The sequence below is a fragment of the Nonomuraea glycinis genome, from assembly GCF_014646515.1.
Taxonomy (GTDB): domain Bacteria; phylum Actinomycetota; class Actinomycetes; order Streptosporangiales; family Streptosporangiaceae; genus Nonomuraea; species Nonomuraea glycinis.
The window spans coordinates 491,963-512,721 of the sequence record NZ_BMNK01000003.1; the positions used below are offsets into that span (position 1 = coordinate 491,963).

The following is a 20,759-nucleotide window of genomic DNA, read 5'->3' on the forward strand; positions in this document are numbered from 1 at the left end:
GCTCTTTCATTGTTGGCCCCGAGGAACGCCACATGTTCCGGGTCGTCCTCCGAGCCGGTCCCGGGTCGCGCCGTCATCGCGGCGGAGCGTTGTCACCAGAGCATGAAGGGCAGTGCGGCGAAGACGCGTGCGGCGTCGACGAGCTCGCTGACGCTGATCCGTTCGTCGGTCTGATGCATCAGGCCGACGTCCCCCGGTCCGAAGATGACCGTCGGGACGCCGGTCGGCGGCTGCAGCACCGAGGCGTCGGTGAAGAAGCTGACGCCGCCGAGCTCCGGGCGGCGTCCCAGCACCGCCTCCGCCGCGCCCTGAACCGCGGTGACAAGCGCGTCATCGGGTGACGTGGTGACGGGCGCCCGGTCGTAGGTCAGCTCGACCGTGGCCTTGAGCGCCGGGTCGCGGCGGGCAGCGTCCGCCAGCACGGCCTCGAAGCGCGCGGCCAACTCCCGATGATCCTGCCCGGGAACCGTTCTGATGTCGAAGTCCACGGTGCAGGCGTCGGGCACCACGTTGACCGCGCTGCCCCCGCTGATCACGGTGGCCGCGGACGTGGAGCCGGTGAGCAGCGGATGCGGCGGGCCGGAAACGTCGACCGCGGCCAGCTCCGGCAGTACCCGCGCCATGTTCAGGATCGCGTTGACGCCCAGGTCGGGACGCGAAGCGTGCGCGCCCGCGCCGTGGACGACCACCCGCAGCCGGGCACAGCCCTTGTGCGCGACGACGACCCGCAGCCCGGTGGGCTCCCCCACGACCATCCAGGCGGCCTCCGCCATGCCACCGGTGGCCAGCAGGTGCCGCGCCCCCGCGCAGTCGACCTCCTCACCGACCAGCGCGCACAGCACGACATCGCCGGGCGGCCGGACGCCGGACCGGGTTATCGCGATCAACCCGGACAGCATCGCCGCGAGGCCGCCCTTCATGTCCACCGAGCCGCGCCCCCACAGCAGCCCGTCGGCCACCTCCGCGCCGAACGGGTCCCGCGTCCAGGGCGCCGATCCGACCGCGACCGTGTCCAGATGTCCGCAGTACAGGAAGGTGCGTGGATCGGCCCCGGATCCCGGCAGGCGGACGGTGACGTTGGTCCGCCCGGCCGCGACCTCGTCCGTCGTCACCCGCAGGCCCGCGCCGCCGGCCGCCTCCGCCAGCACCCGCGCGACCTGTGCTTCGTTGCCGGGCGGATTGCACGACGCGACCCGGACAAGCTGCTGGGCGAGGCGCACCACCGCATCACCGTCGACAGCCGCCGCAGGGCCTGTGCGAGCGGACTTCGCGTCCGGAGAATCAGGGACGGCCACAGCGGCGATCATACAGACCCGCCCGTCTCACCCCCAGCCCGTGGCACGCCCCGGCGGACGGCTCCGTCAGGTCTGGTGGGCGGCGTTGGTGAGCCGGTCGGCGAGGGCGAGGACGCGGTCCCGGAGTTCGTCCGGCCGCTCGATGACGAACGGCCGGTCGAGTGCCGCGAGCAGGGCGGGCAACCAGTCGAGCCGCTCCGCTCGCAATTCGACCCGGCGCCAGCGCTCGGCGTGTGGATCCGTGCCTTCCGCGGGACCAAGATCCGCCAGGCTCGCCGGGAGCCGGGTGCGGATCTGCTCGACCGTCCCGTGGATGCGCAGGGTCACTTCGTACCGGTACGCGGCGCCGGCGAGCCCCGACAGGACGCGCTCTGCCGGGTCGAGCCCGGCGGGCGGCTCGAATGCGCCTGGCAGGGTCCTCGCGTCCGCGATGCGGTCGAGCCGGAAGGTCCGATCCTCGCCGATCCCGGGATCGGCGCCCGTGACGTACCACCGGCCCGAGTGCGTGACGATCCCGTACGGGTGCAGCGTGCGTTCGCTGCGTCGGCCGTCGCGGGAGGTGTACCTGATCGAGACCGGCCGGCGATGGCGTACCGCGTCGGCGATGGTGAGCAGGACCCCGGTCTCCGGGGTGGCGAACTCGCCAGGTGGAGCCGTGAAGGCGAGGGATTCGAGGACGGTGTCGAGCCGGCGGGCGAGCGGTTCGGGCAGCACTCTGCGGATCTTGGCCGCCGCCGTCTCGCTCGCCGTGTCCGTCGCCGTCAGCAGTCCGGCCCGGCGGCCGGCAAGGAGGCCGAGCAGCACGGCGAGCGCCTCGTCATCGTTGAGCATGAGCGGAGGCAGGCGGTAGCCGGGGGCGAGCCGGTACCCGCCGTAGCGGCCACGCACCGACTCGACGGGCACGTCGAGGTCCACCAGGTGGTCCACGTACCGCCGCACGGTGCGCCCGTCGACGCCGAGCCTGTCGGCGAGTTCGGCCACCGTCCGGATGCCGCCCGACTGCAGAAGCTCCAGGAGGGTGAGCACGCGGCCAGTAGGTCGAGCCATATGCGGAGCTTAATGGTGATACCGGACCGATTCTGTCCACTATCTCCTCTAGCGTGCGAGGTGCACGACCACCCGAACCTAGGAGATCGCCATGAACCTCGTCTCGATCCGCGTCATCACCGACGACGTCGCGCGCCTCGTCGACTTCTACGAGCGCGTCACCGGAGTGCGCGCGGACTGGTCCACCGAGGACTTCGCCGAGCTCCGGACCACCAGCGGCACCCTCGCGATCGGCAGCACCCGGACCGTGGCGCTGTTCGCGCCCGACTCCGCCCGCGCGGCCGACAACAAGACCGTGATCGTCGAATTCCTCGTCGACGACGTGGACGGCGTGCACCGCGACCTGACCGGCTTCGTCACCGACTTCGTGGCCGAGCCCACCACGATGCCCTGGGGCAACCGGTCGCTCCTGTTCCGCGACCCCGACGGCAACCTCGTCAACGTCTTCACCCCTGTCACCCCGGCGGCCATCGCGAAGTTCGCCCGCTGACGACAGCGCAGCCCGCCTCGACGGGACAGGTCACAATGGGCGGTGATGATTACCGTCCTGACCGGAGCCGGCATCTCCACTGACTCCGGCATCCCCGACTTCCGCGGCCCCTCCGGCCTGTGGCGGAACGACCCGGACCACGAGAAGCTCGTCACCATCGACTACTACCTGGCCGACCCCGAAATCCGCCGCCGTTCCTGGCAGTTCCGCCGCGACAGCCCCGCCAGGACCGCCGCCCCGAACGCCGCCCACCTGGCCCTGGTCGAGCTGGAGCGGGCCGGCCTGCTGGACCGCCTGGTCACCCAGAACATCGACGGCCTGCACCAGAAGGCCGGCTCCAGCCCCGAGCGGGTGCTGGAGCTGCACGGCAACATGTCCGGTGTGCTGTGCGTGCGGTGCGGCGCCCGTTCCACCCTGGCGGAGGCGCTGGAGCGGATCGACGCGGGCGAGCCGGATCCCGCCTGCCAGGAGTGCGGCGGGATCCTCAAGACGACCACGGTCATGTTCGGCGAGTCCCTGCCCGAGCGGGTCGTCGCCGAGGCGGTCGAGGCCACCCAGAGGTGCCGGCTGTTCATCGCCATCGGCACCTCCTTGCAGGTGCAGCCCGCCGCCTCACTGGCGGGCCTGGCGGTCAGGTCCGGCGCGCGACTCGTCATCGTGAACGCCGAACCGACCCCGTACGACGACTTCGCCCACGAGCTGATCCGCGACCCGATCGGCGAGGCCGTCCCTCACCTCGTGGCGCGGCTCTCTTGAAGTCCTTCAGAGAAGATCAGCAGGACGCCTCACACGGCCGGTCGACCCCGGGCTGGACCCCTCCGGCACACTCGCCTACTCTGTGAGGTCGAGGGGAGTACTTCCCAAGCGCTGACCCGGTCAATACGGACGAATCCTCGGCCTCGGGCAGCCACCCACGGTGGGTGAAGGAGACCTCGGACGACTTGTGCGTTCGAGGAGGTTCGATGCCCGCACCCACCATTCTGCTGTCGGCTGCCCAGATCGAGACGATCGGTACGGCGCCACTGTGGACGATCACCATCACCGGTCTCGTCCTGCTACTGGTTCTGGACTTCTCCCTGACCCACCGCCCGCACAAGGTCCGCATGCGCGAGGCCATCGGCTGGTCGGTCTTCTACCTGGCCCTTCCCCTGCTCTTCGCCGTGTACGTGTGGTACGCGTTCGGGGCCGGCGTCGCGGTCGAGTTCGCCACCGGGTACGTCGTGGAGAAGTCGCTGTCGGTCGACAACCTCTTCGTGTTCATGCTGCTGCTGACAGCGTTCGCCGTGCCGCACGAGCTGGCCCAGCGAGTGCTGCTGTACGGGATCGTCGGGGCGCTGGTGCTGCGGGCGATCTTCATCGCGCTCGGCGCAGCCGTGCTGCAGAGCGGCACCTGGGCGTTCCTGCTGTTCGGCGGCATCCTCATCGTCACCGCGTGGCGGATCCTGCGCAGTGCGGCACACGGCGAGGAACAGCAGGTCGACATCTCCTCCATGCGGTCGATCCGGCTGCTGCGCCGGTTCACGCCCGTCACCGGCGCCTACCACGGCTCCCGCCTGACGGTCCGCGAGGGCGGCCGACGCGCGCTGACACCCCTGGCACTCGCGATCGTCGCCGTGTTCGCCACCGACATCGTGTTCGCCGTCGACTCCGTCCCCGCCGTGTACGGCGTCACCGAGGACCCGTTCATCGTCTTCGTCACCAACGCTTTCGCCCTGCTCGGCCTGCGCGCGCTGTACTTCGTGCTGCAAGGTGTCCTGGCGAAACTGCGCCACCTGAACCACGGGCTCGGCATCATCCTCGGCTTCATCGGGGTCAAGCTCGTCCTGCATTGGGCTCACGGCATCTGGCCGGCCATACCGGAGATCCCCACGCTGCTCTCACTCGGCGTCATCATCGCCACCCTGACCACGGTCACGATTACCAGCGTGCACGCCAACCGCCGCGACGCCCGCCGCGTCCCCGCCGCACCCCCACAATGATCACGAGTACGGTTCGCCGGTCGATCCCGGGCCTGCGACCGCTGGACGTCCTCCTACTTCGGGTAGAGCACGTCCAGCGCCTGGCGGCCGCCGCGAGAGCCGCGCTTCTTGCGGTTGGCTGCCTGGTCGCTCACCGCTTGACCAGCACCTTGTCCGTCGGGACGGGGGTGAACGGGAGTGAGCGCGCCGTCTTGGCCTCGGCCGTGTCTGGGCCGCAGAGCGCGAGCAGGAGATGGGGCACGAGCGCGTCGTCGATGGGGCTGGGCTCGAAATTGCCGTTCTCGTCGAGGCGCTGATACTTGGTCAGGTTGAACCCGAAGGAGAGCTGGCGGCTACCGTCCGGGCTGGACAGCGACTGTGTGGCCATCCCGAAGACGGCGCCGTCATGCCCCCAGAACCGGCCGCAGGAGGGTATGTCGACGTAGTAGAGGCCGAGCCCGTAGTTCATCGCCCCGCCGCCGACCGCCACCGGCACGGTCGTCTGCATCTGGGCCAGTTGCTCGGCGCCGATGAGCTTGCCGGTCAGCAGCGCCCGGTAGAACCGGTTGAGGTCGTCCATGGTCGACACCACGGCCCCCGCCGTGCTCGCCCACGACATGTTGTAGACGCTGTAGTCGCGTGGCGGGTCGATGAAGCCGAGCCAGGACTCGTACGCCTTGGAGTGCGGGCCCGGGATGTGCGGCGTGCTGGGGAACGAGGTGTGGTGCAGCCCCGCCTTGCGGATCACGTTGCGGGTGACGTACGTCTCGGCCTTGATGCCCGTGACCTTCTCCAGCAGGAGGCCGGCGACGATGTAGTTGGTGTTGGAGTAGGAGCCCGGCGCGATCCCCGGGGTCCCCGTGGGCGTGGCGGCCAGTCCGAGCTCCACCAGCTTCTCCGGTTTGATCGTACGGAAGCGCTGGTCGTCGAGACTGGCCGTCGAGCCCTCCAGCAGCGACGGGAACGCCCCGCCGATGTAGTCGCCGATGTGGCTGGTGTGGTTGAGCAGCATCCGTACGGTGATCTGCCGGCCGCGCTCCCCCGGGATCAGTTCGGGCAGGTAGCGGGCCACCGGCGCGTCGAGCTCGATGGTCCCGCGCTCCACCTGCTGGAGGATGGCGACCGAGACGAAGGTCTTGGTGATGCTGCCGACCCGATGGCGCATCTGTGCGTGCACCGGCCGGCGGGTCTCGACGTCGGCCACCCCGGCCGCCCCGTCCCATTCGCGCCGCCCATCGCGCACCTCGGCGTAGATGCCGTACATGCCGGCCTCGTGGATCGCGTCGAGGGAGTCCTGCAGCGCCCGCCGATCGAGGCCCGGACCGCGCTCGGCGGAGGCGGCCCCGGCCGGCGCCAGCGTGCCCGCGACCAGCACCATGCTTAACCCGGCCCCGGCGAACAGCCGCTTCACCATGGTCATCCTTACCTCCAAGGTCGACAGATGGTCATGGTCAGCTTGCTGGATCGGGCCCGAGGCGACCAGTCGGCTGAGTCATCGACCCGGCATGATCCCTGTCATACCGATCCGATGACACGGGCGACTGGTCACATCGATGTAGGTGGGGTGGCCGTGCTGCTCAAGGTCATGAGGTGCGGCAGGTTGCGGAGCGGTGGTGTCTCACAGGCGGATGGTCGGATCCCGCCCGGCCGTCGCCGGCAGCCGCCCGTCCGGCGAGAAGTCCAGCAGGTCGACGGACCGGGAATGCCCGCCCGTGACAGGGCCTAGCTCACGGGCCGTGATGGAGTCGTAGAGCCGGTCCGGCTCACGCTGCTGAGGTACGGGTCCTCGTTCAACCCGTCGCCCAGATAGCGGCCGCCGTGGCCGAACTGGGTAACGGACGCGTCGACCTGGGCAGGCACGCCGGCGGTGTCAGCCCGAGCCGAGTGAGCCGCATGTCGCGTTCGGGGGCACCGGTCTCACTCGACGGTTCAGGACAGCCAAATCTGACGCGACCCGGGCTGCACACGATCCAACACAGTCAAGATCATCTCGTATTCGCGGGAGCGGTTGAACGCCAGGATCTCGAGATACCGGCGCTTGCGCTGCTGCTCCTGGTGAACACCTGATCGAGCAGGCTCTCCAGGAGCAGTTCGTCCTTCGTCCGCGCCCGGCCTGCGTAGCCGGTGACAGGTGGGGAACGCGTGAACTTGACGACAGTAGGGGGAGACCCATCCAGAGCGCCGCCTTGCTGCGGCTGCTCCTGGACGGGTGAAACCCATCTGACGTTCCGCTTCGGTGGCTTGAATCGGCCGGTCATGGGTTCGGCTTGAGGTGCCGGGACAGGATGTCCATGCGCTCGGCGGCCATGCCGTCCTTCCGTGGCCGCCCCCCGGCTCACCTCCGCAAGAGATCCTCAACGTCCCTCGGCGCGGCGCCGTACTCGGCGTTCCCAGCTGTTCGGGTGGCGGATGACCACGCCCGCGGCGCCGCCGTCGCCGGTGAGGCGGACCCGCGGCGTGCCGGGGAGCCGCTCTGATGTGGTCTTGTCCTTGAAGCCGCCGAGGCCCGGATTCATCTCCGTGGTCTCCGCCACCCACCCGTCGGGGATGATGATCGTCACACCGGCCATCTGCCCGTACGCCTCTATCGCGATCTCGGGCAGTCGGCATTTGGTCTGGGTGAAGTCGATCTTGGCGCCGCCCATGCCGCCGTACACGGTGATGCGCGCAGGCACCCGCCAGTGGCCGGTCCGCGCCGCGCCATTGATGCCTCCCTTGAGGACCAGCGGCTCCGCTGGAATCTCTTGCGGCAGATCGGCGGTGAGGTGCTCCAGGTCGGCGTAGGTCTTGGCGTTCAGCGCCCGATCCAGCCGCACCTCCAGCTCGCTGAAGTCGATGCGCCCCTCGGCCGCCGCGGTGTTCAGCCGCTCCACCACCGCTTCACGCTCGTCATGCGAAACACGCACCTGACCAGAGCTGGAAGGGGTCGGTTGCTGGTTTGCGTCCATCGCGTTCGCTTTCAGGCTAGAGGGTTCCCGGAGATCTGCACCATACGCTCCCATAACGGAAATTATGTGGGGTCCTGAGCGACCATGCTCCGCGAAGCGGGTCTCTTTCATAAGTGAGCCGCTCTCGTCAGTTCTGGCCGGGGCGGGTTCGCGAGCGGAAGGTACGGCGGTAGGTGTCCGGAGGCACGCCGACCGTGCGGTTGAAGTGCCGGCGCAGTGTCGTGGCGGTGCCCATGCCGGTGGCCGCCGCGATGGTGTCGACGCCGTCGTCGGTGGTCTCCAGCAACTCCTGGGCGTGGCGGATCCGCTGGGTCAGCAGCCATTGCAGCGGGGTGGTGCCGGTCACCGACCTGAAGTGCCGGCCCAGGTTGCGCGAGCTCATCCGCGCCCGGCGGGCCATGTCCTCCACCGTCAGCGGATGGTCCAGCCGTTCGATCACCCAGGGGAACAGCTCGGCGAGTGGGTGGTTGTCCGGGGCCGGCACCGGGGTGGTGACGAACTGGGCTTGGCCGCCGTCCCGGTGCGGCGGCACGACCAGGCGGCGGGCGACCGCGTTGGCGATCGAGGAGCCGTGGTCAAGGCGGACCAGATGCAGGCACAGGTCCATGGCCGCGGCCTTGCCGGCGGAGGTGAGCACGCTGCCGTTGTCCACGTACAGGACATCCGGGTCCACCTTCACCTGGGGATAGCGGTCGGCCAGGGCTCGGGTGTGCGCCCAGTGGGTGGTCGCGCGCTTCCCGTCCAGCAGGCCGGCGGCGGCCAGCACGAACGCGCCCGTGCAGAGCGAGGCCACGCGTGCGCCGGCCTCGTGGGCCGCACGCACCGCGTCGACCAGGTCGGTGGGCGGGTCCACGTCGATGTCGGCCCAGCCCGGGACGATCACGGTGTGGGCGCGCGAGAGGTGGTCGAGGCCATGGTCGGGCTCCAGCCGGAACCGGCCGGCTCGCACGGCACCCGGCCCGCAGACGACGACGTCGTACCAGGGGTCGGCCACGCCGGCCTCGAAGACCTCGTACGCCATGGACAGCTCGAAGTGCAGCATCCCGTCGGTGACGGCCAGCGCGACAGTACTCATGTCCGGAATTGTACGGGCAATGGCGTTCCGGACACTCGTCGGGAGCCTCGGCCCTTGCCAGGATGTTCACGACAGCAGGTCAGGTGAGCAGGAGAGTAACCATGGGACCAGTGACGGTTTTCGGCGCGTACGGGCACACCGGGCGCTTTGTGGTGGCACAGCTCCAGGAGCGCGGGTTCGTCCCCATCCTGTCGGGGCGCGACGCCGACAAGCTGAAGGCGCTGGAGTCCGAATCCGGGCTGGAGGCCCGCCCGGCGTCGGTCGATGACCCCGCCTCGCTCGACCGCGCACTGGCCGGCGCGGCGGCCGTGATCAACTGTGCCGGACCTTTCGCCACGACGGCCGCCCCCGCGATCGAGGCGGCACTACGCGCCGGGATCCCGTACGTGGACGTGGCGGCTGAGATCGAGGCCAACGTCGACACGTTCACGCACTTCGCGGAGCGCGCCCGGGCCGCGGGAGCGGTGATCGTCCCGGCGATGGCCTTCTACGGCGGCCTCGGCGACCTGCTGACCACCGCCGCGATGGGCGACTGGACGGCGGCCGACGAGGCGCACATCGCGTACGGGCTGAGCAGTTGGCACCCCACCGCCGGGACGCGGATCGCGGGCGCGGTCTCCCGGCAGCGGCGGGACGGCCGGCGCGTCCGGTACACGAACGGCCGGCTGGAATACCGCCATGACGGCCCGCCGACCCTGGAGTGGCCCTTCCCCGACCCGATGGGGCCCCGGGCCGTCATCGGGGAGTTCACCATGGCTGACGTCGTCACCGTTCCCAGCCACCTGTCCATCCCCGAAGTGACCACCTACATGACGGCCGAGGCGGCCAGGGACCTCTCGGCCTCCGACACACCGGAGCCGGCCCCGGCCGACGAACTGGGGCGGTCGGATCAGACCTTCCTCGTCGACGTCGTCGTGCGTTCCGATGGCAGCGAGCGGCGCGCCGTAGCGAGGGGGCGGGACATCTACGCCGTCACCGCGCCGCTCGTGGTGGAAGCGGTCGACCGCATCCTCACCGGACGCACCAGGACGGTCGGCGTCACCTCCGCCGGCAAGATCTTCGACGCACCCGACTTCCTCCGCGCGCTGTCTCCGCACATCTCCCTGGACCTGCCTTCATAACAGCACGTTCGTCCCAGAACGGAGCGAGAGCACATCGATCACCCCGCCGCTTCGTCAAGGGTGCGGCCCCTGCCCCTGACGGGGGTCGGGCAAGGGCAGCGCTCGGTGCGACTCGGGCAACTTCTCACGGGCTCAAGGGCTCGGCCAGTCGCGGGTACAGAGGTCTGTTCGAGAAGCTGCCCGCACGCATTCCGTACGAGTCATCACCTCAACCCACGTGCACCCGCACTCGCCATTTCGCCGAAAACCCCACCCTTTCCCCAACTCGTCCAACAACCAGAGACCCCGTCCATCCGTACGGTCGCAATCGGGCCTACTGACATGCGGCACGCCCTGCGCCCCTTCATCGGTCACCTCTAGACGCACCAGCCCGACGTCAATTTCAAAGACCTCCACCAGTACGCGCCCGCCCGCATGACGCGATCTCGTATGCAGCACCGCATTCGACACCATTTCCGACAGCAACAACACCGCGTCCTCTGCGTCGTCGTGCCCCGCATCCGCGAGAGCCTTCCTCACCTCCCGCCGCGCAACGGCAACCGACTGAGGCTTTCCGGGCAGCGAGAGTTTCGCCAGCGGCCGTCCACTCACAGCGCCGTCTCCGGGAGTGGGTGCAACGTGGCCCATGGACGCCTTGCGCGCAGGAATGCTCACCTCATCGCCCTTCCTGTTGAGACGGCCGGTAGGAAATCCGTGCGATCACTTACCCTCGGGTTTACGCTCCGAGTAACCGTCAGTACGGATGGTGACCTCCATCTCCATCGCCTGCCCAGAGGGCCGGCGTTGCTCGAAGAAGCAACACCACAAGCGAGGGAGCCGGTGCGCGATGAACGACCCACTCACGACCTCCGCCGCGTACGCCTTCGGGCCCGTGCTGCGCCAGCTCCGCACGCAGGCCGGACTGTCCCTGCGCGAACTCGCCAAGATCACTTACTACGATCACACCCGCATCGCCCGCGCTGAGCAGGGCGAGTGGCTCGCGCCGCTCGACCGGGTCCAGGACCTCGACGACGCGCTCGGCGCCGGCGGCCTCCTCGTCGCCCTGCGCCGGGGCGACGGACCTGCCACGCCCGCGATGACCGCCTCCGGCAGCTACGAGAGCGAACCCGTCATCCTGGACATGCCAACCCAGGATGGGAAACTGGTGCAGGTGACGATCTCGCGACGGGCCTTCGCCCAGCTACTCGCCTCGGGTGCGCTGTCGGCCGTCCTGCCCTACCTCGCCGACCCTGATCAGGCCCAGCGCGTCTCCCGCGCCATCACGCAACCCACCCGCGTCGACGACCAGGTGATCGACTACTTCCAGCGGGTGCTGACCGAGCACTACACCGCCGACAAGATGCTCGGCCCCCGCCACCTGCTGCGGCCGGTGCTGGCCCAGATCGAAGTCCTCGACGAGCTACGCCGGGGCGCCACCAGCCACGCCGACCCACTCCTGCGGACGCTGGCCGCCTACGGCGAGATGGCAGGCTGGCTGCACCAGGACCTGGGAGAGAGCGGCGAAGCGATGGACTGGACGCGGCGCGCGGCCGAGTGGGCGGCCTGCGCCGGCGACACCCAGATGGCCGCCTACCTGCTCGTACGGCAGAGCAACATCGCGGTCGCCACGGAGGATTACGCGGCTGTCGTTCAACTCGCCGCCGCCGCGCGTCGGCATTCCGCTGAGCTCGACCCCAAGCTCGTCGCCCTGGCCGCGCAGCAACAAGCCCGCGGTCTGGCCATGCTCGGCCGGCACCGACCCGCGTTCGACCTCCTCGACCAGGCGGCCGACCTCCTCCGCGACCACCCGCACGTCACCCACCCGAACACCCCCGTCTACCTGCACCACTACGACCTCGAAACCCTCCAGGAGCAGTCCGCGGCCTGCCACAGAGCCGCCGGGCACGCCGACACGGCCATCACCATCCTCGAAAAGCGGATCGCCAAGCTGCCCGCCAACCTCACCCGCGACCGCGGGCACCTGACCGCCAAACTGGCCGTCGCCGTCACTCAGTCACCCCAGCCGGACCCGGCCAGGGCCGCGCACCTCGGCCACGAGGCACTCACCGTCGCCCGGCAGACCGGCTCCGTACGCATCCAGCGCGAGCTGCGTACGTTGGACGCCGGGCTACGGGAGCGGTGGCCGGAGGAGAGCCACACTCGCGCCTTCCACGAAGCATTCGTCGGCGTCTAACCGCATTGGGCACCTGTTTCACCAGGGTTCAGAGGCGTAGGCCGTCGAGGAGCCGGGCGACGGTGCGGTGACGGAGATCGGGCGCCCATCCAGCGGCCAGTGCGCCGTGGCAGGCGGCGGTGAGCAGGGCGATGACCTCATCGAGCTTCACGTCGGCGCGGACCGTACCCGCCTCCCGTGCCCGTACCAGCAGGGTGTCGAGAGCCTTGCCGAGACCCGCGACCTGGCGGTCGACGCCCACGTCCATCCCGCCGACGGCGAGCAGATGCACCACAGTGCGGGCGCCGACCGCGTGCTCGACGACTTCGGCGAAGAACGTGAGCAGCGCGGTGGGGTCGCCCTCGGCAGCAAGTGTCTCGGCCCGGGTGGCGAGTCGGTCCTGCAGGTCCTTCATGATCGCAGCGAGCAGGTCGGCCTTGGTGGGAAAGTGCCGGAAAACGGTGCCGACGGCGACGCCCGCACAGCGTGCGACCTCCTCTGTCGATGCGGACGTGCCGTGCCGGTCGAAGACCTCGACGGCGGCGGCGAGGATGCGGGTCCGATTGCGGCGGGCATCGGCACGGAGGGGCGGCTCAGACATGGTGAACTCCGGGCATTGACAACATGAGTGGCGACTCATAATTTGAGCCGCAGGATAGTGAGTGACAACTCATGTTAGGAGTTCACGGTGACCGAAGTCGACCGAGGAGCGTTGACAGGGCCACGCGAGGCGTTCGAACGATTCCGGGAACACCTGCTGACGGGGACAGCGGCCGGGCTGGAGACGCTCCTCGCCGACGATGGCGTGGTCGAGACCCCGTTCGCCCCGCCCGGTGCGCCCCGGCGGACCGAGGGACGGGAGGCGTTCGCCGCGAGAGCCGTGCCGCAGCGGGAGGCGCTCCGGGAACGCATCCGGTTCACGGCCGTGCGCGATGTGGTTGTCCACGAGACGGCCGACCCGCAGGTCGCCGTCGTCGAGTACGAGGTGGAGGCGGTCCGCGAGGCCGATGGCCTGCGTGCCGCCGCACCGTTCGCGGTGGTGGTGCGGGTCCGGGGCGGGCGCGTCACACTGTGGCGCGAGTACCAGAATCCCGTGGCGATGGCCCTGCTCGCGGCGGAGTGACCGACCGGTCCTGGCCCTGGTGCGCCGAGGTGGACCCGTACCGGGTCCCGCTCGTTGGATCCTGGGGTCAGTGGCGGGTCAGGTCGCCGGAGTCGTAGACGATCGTGCCGCCCACCGTGGTGAGGATCGGTTTGATGCGTTTGAGGTCCTCGTCGCCGGCCGTGCGGTAGTCGCGGTTCAGGACGACGAGGTCGCCGAGTTTGCCGTTCTCGATCGTGCCGAGTCTGTCCTCCATATTGAGAAACCAGGCGTTCTCCCGCGTGTACAGCCGTACCGCCTCGTCCCTGGTGATCTGCTGACCGTCGTTGACGAGGGCGCCCAGCGCGTTGCGGCCGGTGACGGCGTAGTAGACGCCGTACCAGGGGTTGAGCGGGGCGATGTGCACGCCGTCGAGGTGGATGCCGGCCTTGATGCCGTGGTCGAGGATGGTACGGAAGGGCGCGCCCGCCGCCGGGCCGCCGCCCGCGACATAGCTGTACGCCCCGCACTGTACGGCGCCGCCGAGCGCCTGCAGCCGGTCGAGCAGCGCGGTGGTGACCACCGGCACATGGTCGATGCGCCAGCGCAGGCCGGTGATGTCGTGCTGGGCGTTCACCGCCTCGTATCCGGCGATCTCGGCCTCCAGCGCGGCCAGGCTCAGCGCCCGGTTGGTGTTGCGCCAGCCCGCCTGCGCGATCAGCTGCTGGGCCTTGGCCCAGACCGGGCCGCTGCCGTCGCCGGGGGCGCCCCACTCGCCGATGCCGCCGGTCATCATCAGGTCGTCGCCGAAGAGCTGGAACTGGTTGTTCAGCCGCTGGGTGAGCTCGGGCAGGTCGGGGTCGTTCTGGTTGTGCAGGAAGTTGGTCTGCAACCGGATGAAGGTACGGTCCTCCCGGTGCAGGGCGAGCCAGGAGTCATACATCCGGTAGTGGTCGAAGTTGGACAGGAACTGGCCGGGGGCGGGCGGCCCGAGCGAGGGGAAGCCGACATGGTCCTGCACGCTGGTGATGCCGACGCTCGCCGCGTAGGCCATGGCGTCGAGAGTGCTGCGCTTCCTGTCCTCGAAGGTCTGGGTCAGGCGGACGTTGTACAGCGCGGCCGTGGCGTTCGCCCCGGCGGCGATCGAGCCGTCCGCGCCGACGACCGACGGCACCTCCGCCGCCTCCAGCACCGCCTTGCCCGGGGTGTTCGTCACGGCCGGGCCGGTGAACCCCTGGAACAGCAGCACCGGGCGGTCCGGCACGGCGGCGTCGAGCTCGGCCAGGGTGGGCAGGCGGCGCTCGGCGAACATGTTCGGGTGCCAGCCGCCCATCGCGGTGACGAACCGGCCTTCCGGCACGCCCCGGCGGCGGGCCGCGAGCAACCGCTGGATCCCGGCGATGTTCCCCGCGTTCTCGATCACCACGTGGTAGCCGGGGCGGATGGCCAGGCTGACGAAGTGCACGTGCGGCTCGATCATGCCGGGGATCACGGTGTGGCCGCGCAGGTCGATCACCTTCGCGTCCCGGGAGACCAACTGCTTCAGCCGCCCGAGGCTCAGCCCGGCGCCCACGATGCGTCCCTGCGCGACGGCGACGCCGGAGACGGTGCGGTCGCGGTCGTCGAAGGTGCGGATCTTGCCGTTGTGGAGGACGAGATCCCCCTGAGGCACAGTCCGAGAAGTCGGAGTCGAAGCCGAAGCCGCCTCCGCCGCGCCGGGGGCGGCGATCGCGCCGCCGATCGCCACCGCACCGGTGCCCAGGACACTGCGCCGGGAAACGAGCCGTCGATCCATGCGGGCCGCCCTTCATTGAAACTTCGACTATCCGCCGGAAGATCGTCGATGACAAGAGGGCGGCCCCTGGTTCAGAGTGCGATCGCCTCCGAGCCGAAAAGCTGCTTGATGTCGGCGGCGAAGCTCGGCTCGGGGTTGACCTGGAACTCCGGCAGGGCGAGCACGATGGTGTTGCCGGCGATGCGCCTCAGGTTGATCAGCAGCGGCACCTGTCCCTGGTGCAGCTTCAGCACGTTGCGGAGCTCCTCGATGACCTGCGGGTTGATGCGTTCCTCACGCAGTTTCAGAGTGACGGGGTGCCCGGCGTCGCTGGTGATGCCGGACACGTCGATCGGGGTCAGGTCCTGGGCGAAGACCGAGATGGCGCCGTCCCGGTTGTTGATCTGCCCGTGCACCGACACCACGGCGTCCTTGCGCAGCTCGGGACCGTACAGCTCGTGGCTCTTGGGGAAGAACAGGCACTCCACCGCCGCGTCCATGTCCTCGACGGTGACGATCGCCCACACGTTGCCGGCCTTGTTGACCCGCTTGTCCACGTTGGCGATCATGCCGCAGACGGTGACGTCACCGCGGTCGTCGCGGCCGCTGTCGAGCAGGTCGGCGATCGCGGTGTCCCGGTTGCGGGCCAGCAGCCGCTCCGCGCCGGCGAGCGGGTGGTCGGAGACGTACAGGCCGAGCATCTCCCGTTCGAAGTCGAGCTTGGTCTTCTTGTCCCATTCCATGTCCGGGATGGCGACGGTGAACGCCGTGTCCTCGTCGGCGTCGTCCGCGCCGCCGAACAGGGAGTCCTGGCCGTGGGCCTCGTTCTTCTTGATGTCGATGACCGACTCGACCGCCTGCTCGTGGATCATGAGCAGGCCCTTGCGCGGATGTTCGAGCGAGTCGAACGCGCCCGCCTTGATCAGCGACTCGATGACCCGCTTGTTGCAGACGGGCAGGGGCACCTTGCCGAGGAAGTCGTCGAAGTCGGTGTAGCGGCCCTTCTCCTTGCGGGCCTTGACGACGCCTTCGACGACGTTCGCGCCCACGTTGCGGACCGCGCCGAGGCCGAAGCGCACCTTGTCGTCGCCGACCGCGACGAAGTCGAGCTGGGACTCGTTGACGTCCGGCGCGAGCACCTGAATACCCATTTTTCGGCATTCGGCCAGGTAGATGGCGGCCTTGTCCTTGTCGTCCCCGACCGAGGTGAGCAGGGCCGCCATGTACTCGGCCGGGTAGTTGGCCTTGAGGTAGGCGGTCCAGTAGGCGACCAGTCCGTAGCCGGCGGTGTGCGACTTGTTGAACGCGTAACCGGAGAACGGCAGCATGACGTCCCACAGCGCCTGGATCGACTCGTCGGAGTAGCCGTTGGCGCGCATACCGGCGGAGAACTTGCCCCACTCGGCGTCCAGGACCTCCTTCTTCTTCTTGCCCATGGCCCGGCGCAGCATGTCGGCGCCGCCCAGGGTGTAGCCCGCGAGCTCACGGGCGACGGCCATGATCTGCTCCTGGTAGACGAGCAGGTGGAAGGTGGTGCCCAGGATCGGCTCCAGCGCTTCCTTGAGCTCCGGGTGGATGGGCTCGATGTCCTGGCGGGCGTTCTTGCGGTGCGCGTAGTTGGTGTGCGCGTTGGCCGCCATCGGTCCCGGCCGGTAGAGGGCGAGCACGGCCGCGATGTCCTCGAACCGGGTGGGCTCCATCAGCTTGAGCAGCTGGCGCATGGGGCCGCCGTCGAGCTGGAACACGCCGAGCGTGTCACCGCGGGCCATGAGCTGGTAAGTGGTCGCGTCGTCGAGGGGCAGCGTCAGGGTGTCGAGCTTGATGCCCCGGTTCTGTTCGATGATCTTGATGGCGTGGTCGATGATGCCCAGGTTCCGCAGACCCAGGAAGTCCATCTTGACCAGGCCCATGTCCTCGCAGGACGGGTAGTCGAACCCGGTGATGATCACGCCGTCCTTGTCCCGCCGGTGCATCGGGATCAGGTCCAGCAGCGGCGCCGACGACAGGATGACCGCGGCCGCGTGCACGCCGGTGCCGCGGATCAGGCCTTCGATGCCGCGCCCGGTGTCGATGACCTTGTGCACGTCCGGGTCGTTCTCGTACAGGGCCCGGATCTCGCCGCCCTCGTTGTAGCGGGGGTGGTCCTCGTTGAACATGTCCGCGAGCGGGACGCCCTTGCCCATGACGTCCGGCGGCATCGCCTTGGTGATCTTGTCACCGACCGCGAACGGGTAGCCGAGGATCCGCGACGCGTCCTTGACGGCGGCCTTCGCCTTGATCGTGCCGAACGTGTTGACCTGCGCGGTGTACTCATTGCCGTACTTCTCGGTGACGTAGGCCACCATGCGGTCGCGCTGGCGGTCGTCGAAGTCCAGGTCGATGTCCGGCGGGTTGATCCGCTCGGGGTTGAGGAACCGCTCGAACAGCAGCCCGTGCTCCAGCGGGCACAGCTCGGTGATGCGGGTCGCGTACGCCACGATCGACCCGGTGGCACTGCCACGGCCCGGCCCCACCGCGATGCCGTTGTCACGCGCGTACTGGCAGATGTCGGCCACGACCAGGAAGTAGGAGGAGAACCCCATCGGGCCGATGACCTTCATCTCGGTCTCGTACCGCTCCAGCACCTCGGCCGGGACCGGGGTGCCGTAGCGCAGCTCCAGGCCGCGCTCCACCTCCTTGCGCAGCCACGACTCCTGCGTCTCCCCCTCCGGCACGTCGGGGTAGTCCGGCATCCGGTTCACCTCGCCGAACACCTCGGTGTAGTCGCCGACCATCTCGGCCACCAGCAGCGTGTTGTCGCACGCCTCCGGCAGCTCGGTGAACAGGGCGTACATCTCGTCGGCGCTCTTGAGGTAGTAACCCGAGCCGTTGAACCGGAAGCGGTTGGGGTCGTCCTTGTTCTTGCCCACGCCGACGCACAGGAGGCTGTCGTGCGCGTCGGCCTGGTCCTCGGTCACGTAGTGGCTGTCGTTGGTGACCAGGAGGGGGATGCTGAGCTGCTTGGCCAGCCGGAGCAGATCCGCCCGGACCTCCCGCTCGATGTCGATGCCGTGGTCCATCAGCTCCAGGAAGTAGTTCTCCTTGCCGAAGATCTCCTGGTATTCGCCGGCGACCCGGACCGCCTCGTCGTACTGGCCGAGCCGCAGCCGCGTCTGCACCGCGCCGGAGGGACAGCCGGTGGTGGCGATGATCCCGGACGCGTGCTGCGCGACCAGCTCCTGGTCCATCCGGGGCTTTGAGTAATATCCCTCGAACGACGCCAAAGACGACAGGCGGAACAGGTTGCGCAAGCCGTCGGCGTCCTTGGCCCACATGGTCATGTGGGTGAACCGGCCGCCGCCCGAGACGTCCTTCCCGCCTTCGCCGTCCGCCACCCCGGTCTCCGCGCGCCGGCCCCAGAAGACCGGTTTCTTCACGAACCGGTTCTCCGGCGCGACGTACGCCTCGATCCCGATGATCGGCTTGACCGGGCTGCCCTTCGCCACCTTCTGGAACTCGTACGCACCGAACATGTTGCCGTGATCCGACATCGCGATCGCCGGCATCTCCAGCCGCTCGGCCTCCTTGAACAGCGGCTTCATCTTGGCCGCGCCGTCCAGCATGCTGTATTCGGTGTGTACGTGCAGATGCACGAAGGACTTGCTCACCTGGTCCCCTAACGCTCGCCTTGGCCAGACTTACCGCAGGAGCCTATTCCGTCCCATGCACCCCGCCGCACCTTCTCCCGACCACCATGTGCTACATGTTGATTACGTTAAGTCACATAAGGGGGAGATGTGAAGATCAACTGTGTCGGCGGAGGGCCCGCCAGCCTGTACTTCTCGATCCTGATGAAGCGGATGAACCCGTCCCACGACATCACCGTCTACGAGCGCAACCCCGCCGGATCCACGTTCGGCTGGGGGGTGACCTACTGGCAGGCGCTGATCGACTATCTGCGGAGCGCCGACCCGGAGTCCGGGAACGCCATCAGCGAGAGCTCGGTCCGCTGGCAGGACTGGGTCACGCACGTCCACGACCGCGTGACGGTCACGGTCGAGAACGGCGCCGAGGGGTTCGGCGTCGGCCGCCAGCGGCTGCTCGACATCTTCGCCGAGCGGGCCCGCGCGCTCGGCGTACAGCTGGAGTTCGATTGCGAGATCCTCGCCGAGGACGAGCTGACCGACGCCGACCTGGTCGTGGCCGGCGACGGCGTCAACAGTGTGCTGCGGGAGCGGCACGCCGACCACTTCGGCACCGAGGTGACGGTCGGCCGGCACCCCTACCTCTGGCTGGGCACCACCAAGGTCTTCGACGCCTTCACCTTCGCCTTCCGCGAGACCGAGCACGGCTGGATCTGGTGTTACGGCTACGGCTTCAGCCCGGAGCAGAGCACCGTCGTCGTCGAGTGCTCCCCCGAGACGTGGCAGGGGTTCGGGTTCGACGGGACGAACGAGGCCGACTGCCTGAGCATGCTGGAGAAGCTGTTCGCCGACGTGCTGGACGGGCACCCGCTGATCGGCCGCACGCGGGCCGACGGCAGCGCGCGCTGGGAGCACTTCCCCACCCTGACCAACAACCGGACGTGGCACCGGGGCAACCTCGTCCTGCTCGGGGACGCCGCGCACACCACGCACTACTCCATCGGCTCGGGCACCGGCCTCGCCCTCGGGGACGCCGCCGTCCTGGCCGAGGAGTTGCATCGGAACACGGAGCTCGAGCCCGCCCTGGCCCGCTACGAGAAGACCCGCCGATCCGAGATCCGGTCCGCGCAGCGGTCGGCCCGGCACAGCGCCCAGTGGTTCGAGAAGCTCCCGCGCTACATCGACCGGCCGCCGGAGCAGCTGATGGAGCTGCTCGGGCAGCGGCACTCCGGGCTGCTCGCACATCTGCCGCCGGGGCTGTACTACCGGATCTGGCAGGTGGTCGGGCGGTTCAGCCACTGAACCCGGAGATTGCCGGATTCGGTCGTTGACCTGGACATCCCGTACGCACATCATTCGTTGGTGGAACACGCCGGACGAGAAGGGAAGCCCACCATGAGCACGGGCAAGCTCCTGCAGCACCACACCGAGCACGCCGACTCCGGCAGGACGCTCAATCATCCGCGCGCCTACGAGATCGCCTCGGCCATCGCCTTCGCCGGGGCCCGCCGCTACACCTTCACCCGCCTGGCGGCCCTGGCCAGGCCGCGAGCCGGTGACCGCATCCTGGACGTAGGCTGCGGCACCGGCTACCTGACGCGGGTGCTCGCGCCGGTGGTGACGCCTTCCGGGCACGTGACGGGCCTGGACCCCTCCCCCGCCATGATCGAGTACGCGCTCCGCCGCGCACCCGGCAACTGTGACTTCACGGTCGGCAGGGGCCAGGCCCTGCCGTTCCCGGACGGCTCCTTCGACACGGTCGTCTCCAGCCTGGCGCTGCACCACCTCCCCGCCGGCGACCGGCTGGAGGCGGTCCGGGAGATGCTCCGCGTGCTGCGGCCGGGCGGGCGGCTGCTCGTCGCCGACCTCAGGCCGCCGGCGAACGCGCTGGCCCGGCGGCTGGGCGAGCTGCTCATCCGGCATCACGGCCACGACGTGCTCGGCACGCTCGTCCCCGACGCCGGTTTCCGCGTCGAGGCCGAGGGAGAGCTGCCGCCCCGGCTGCGCTACGTCCAGGCCGTACGACCCGAGGGGTAGGTGACCGTGTGAGCTCCGCCGTCTCGGGTAGCGATGAGCGTTACTGTGCGCCTGAGCGCTGACCAGTGACAACAGCGGTTCACGTACAATGATCAGGCCTTGTCCATCGGCGGCGCGCGGCCAAGCACGGGCGTCGCGGGAGGCGGGTGTGGTCATGA

Annotated in this window: 17 protein-coding genes; 8 read left to right on the forward strand and 9 right to left on the reverse strand. The window is 69.2% G+C overall.

What is annotated here, in order from left to right:
* Positions 1-92 precede the first annotated feature (92 nt).
* Positions 93-1,223: a M20 family metallopeptidase gene (locus IEY87_RS11810; protein WP_189138594.1), complete on the reverse strand. Its 1,131-nt coding sequence runs from the start codon at positions 1,221-1,223 to the stop codon at positions 93-95.
* A 138-nt stretch (positions 1,224-1,361) separates the two neighbouring features.
* Positions 1,362-2,342: a helix-turn-helix transcriptional regulator gene (locus IEY87_RS11815; protein WP_189138595.1), complete on the reverse strand. Its 981-nt coding sequence runs from the start codon at positions 2,340-2,342 to the stop codon at positions 1,362-1,364.
* Positions 2,343-2,433: 91 nt separating this feature from the next.
* Here IEY87_RS11815 and IEY87_RS11820 point away from each other — a divergent pair, with 91 nt between their 5' ends.
* The 3 genes from IEY87_RS11820 to IEY87_RS11830 all read left to right on the forward strand — a co-directional run bounded on the left by IEY87_RS11820 (position 2,434) and on the right by IEY87_RS11830 (position 4,811).
* On the forward strand, positions 2,434-2,832 hold the full coding sequence (locus tag IEY87_RS11820) for a VOC family protein (RefSeq protein ID WP_189138596.1): 399 nt from the start codon (positions 2,434-2,436) through the stop codon (positions 2,830-2,832).
* Between the two features lie 45 nt (positions 2,833-2,877).
* On the forward strand, positions 2,878-3,588 hold the full coding sequence (locus IEY87_RS11825; RefSeq protein WP_189138597.1) for an SIR2 family NAD-dependent protein deacylase: 711 nt from the start codon (positions 2,878-2,880) through the stop codon (positions 3,586-3,588).
* 206 nt (positions 3,589-3,794) lie between these two features.
* On the forward strand, positions 3,795-4,811 hold the full coding sequence (locus IEY87_RS11830) for a TerC/Alx family metal homeostasis membrane protein (RefSeq protein ID WP_189138598.1): 1,017 nt from the start codon (positions 3,795-3,797) through the stop codon (positions 4,809-4,811).
* A 130-nt stretch (positions 4,812-4,941) separates the two neighbouring features.
* Here the strand turns inward: IEY87_RS11830 and IEY87_RS11835 are convergent, their stop codons facing one another.
* The 3 genes from IEY87_RS11835 to IEY87_RS11845 form a co-directional block, all read right to left on the reverse strand.
* Positions 4,942-6,210, reverse strand: a complete 1,269-nt coding sequence (locus tag IEY87_RS11835) for a serine hydrolase domain-containing protein (RefSeq protein WP_189138599.1) — start codon at positions 6,208-6,210, stop codon at positions 4,942-4,944.
* A gap of 934 nt (positions 6,211-7,144) precedes the next feature.
* Positions 7,145-7,696 (reverse strand): DUF1707 SHOCT-like domain-containing protein, encoded by a 552-nt coding sequence (locus tag IEY87_RS11840; RefSeq protein ID WP_225276946.1) that lies wholly within the window; start codon positions 7,694-7,696, stop codon positions 7,145-7,147.
* Positions 7,697-7,865: 169 nt separating this feature from the next.
* A complete protein-coding gene (locus tag IEY87_RS11845; RefSeq protein WP_189138601.1) occupies positions 7,866-8,813 on the reverse strand; it encodes a helix-turn-helix domain-containing protein in 948 nt (315 codons plus the stop codon).
* Between the two features lie 101 nt (positions 8,814-8,914).
* Between IEY87_RS11845 and IEY87_RS11850 the strand changes: the two genes are divergently transcribed.
* Positions 8,915-9,934 carry a saccharopine dehydrogenase family protein gene (locus IEY87_RS11850; protein ID WP_189138602.1) on the forward strand — a complete coding sequence of 340 codons (1,020 nt, stop codon included), beginning with the start codon at positions 8,915-8,917 and terminating at the stop codon, positions 9,932-9,934.
* A gap of 132 nt (positions 9,935-10,066) precedes the next feature.
* Here IEY87_RS11850 and IEY87_RS47155 read toward each other — a convergent pair whose 3' ends face one another.
* A complete protein-coding gene (locus tag IEY87_RS47155) occupies positions 10,067-10,561 on the reverse strand; it encodes an ATP-binding protein (protein WP_189138919.1) in 495 nt (164 codons plus the stop codon).
* A 199-nt stretch (positions 10,562-10,760) separates the two neighbouring features.
* Between IEY87_RS47155 and IEY87_RS11860 the strand changes: the two genes are divergently transcribed.
* Positions 10,761-12,107, forward strand: a complete 1,347-nt coding sequence (locus tag IEY87_RS11860) for a helix-turn-helix domain-containing protein (protein ID WP_189138603.1) — start codon at positions 10,761-10,763, stop codon at positions 12,105-12,107.
* A 28-nt stretch (positions 12,108-12,135) separates the two neighbouring features.
* Here IEY87_RS11860 and IEY87_RS11865 read toward each other — a convergent pair whose 3' ends face one another.
* Positions 12,136-12,687: a TetR/AcrR family transcriptional regulator gene (locus tag IEY87_RS11865; RefSeq protein ID WP_189138604.1), complete on the reverse strand. Its 552-nt coding sequence runs from the start codon at positions 12,685-12,687 to the stop codon at positions 12,136-12,138.
* An 87-nt stretch (positions 12,688-12,774) separates the two neighbouring features.
* Here IEY87_RS11865 and IEY87_RS11870 point away from each other — a divergent pair, with 87 nt between their 5' ends.
* Positions 12,775-13,209: a nuclear transport factor 2 family protein gene (locus IEY87_RS11870; protein WP_225276947.1), complete on the forward strand. Its 435-nt coding sequence runs from the start codon at positions 12,775-12,777 to the stop codon at positions 13,207-13,209.
* A 67-nt stretch (positions 13,210-13,276) separates the two neighbouring features.
* On the opposite strand, the gene IEY87_RS11875 is transcribed toward IEY87_RS11870, so the two are convergent.
* Together IEY87_RS11875 and dnaE are read right to left on the reverse strand one after the other, a co-directional pair.
* Complete coding sequence (locus IEY87_RS11875) at positions 13,277-14,962, reverse strand: amidohydrolase (RefSeq protein WP_189138605.1); 1,686 nt, start codon at positions 14,960-14,962, stop codon at positions 13,277-13,279.
* A 71-nt stretch (positions 14,963-15,033) separates the two neighbouring features.
* Positions 15,034-18,588 (reverse strand): DNA polymerase III subunit alpha, encoded by a 3,555-nt coding sequence (gene dnaE / locus IEY87_RS11880; RefSeq protein ID WP_189138606.1) that lies wholly within the window; start codon positions 18,586-18,588, stop codon positions 15,034-15,036.
* Positions 18,589-18,717: 129 nt separating this feature from the next.
* On the opposite strand from dnaE, the gene IEY87_RS11885 reads away from it, so the two are divergent.
* Both IEY87_RS11885 and IEY87_RS11890 read left to right on the forward strand, forming a co-directional pair.
* Positions 18,718-19,866 (forward strand): FAD-dependent monooxygenase, encoded by a 1,149-nt coding sequence (locus IEY87_RS11885; protein ID WP_189138607.1) that lies wholly within the window; start codon positions 18,718-18,720, stop codon positions 19,864-19,866.
* A 93-nt stretch (positions 19,867-19,959) separates the two neighbouring features.
* A complete protein-coding gene (locus tag IEY87_RS11890; RefSeq protein WP_189138608.1) occupies positions 19,960-20,601 on the forward strand; it encodes a class I SAM-dependent methyltransferase in 642 nt (213 codons plus the stop codon).
* Positions 20,602-20,759 lie beyond the last annotated feature (158 nt).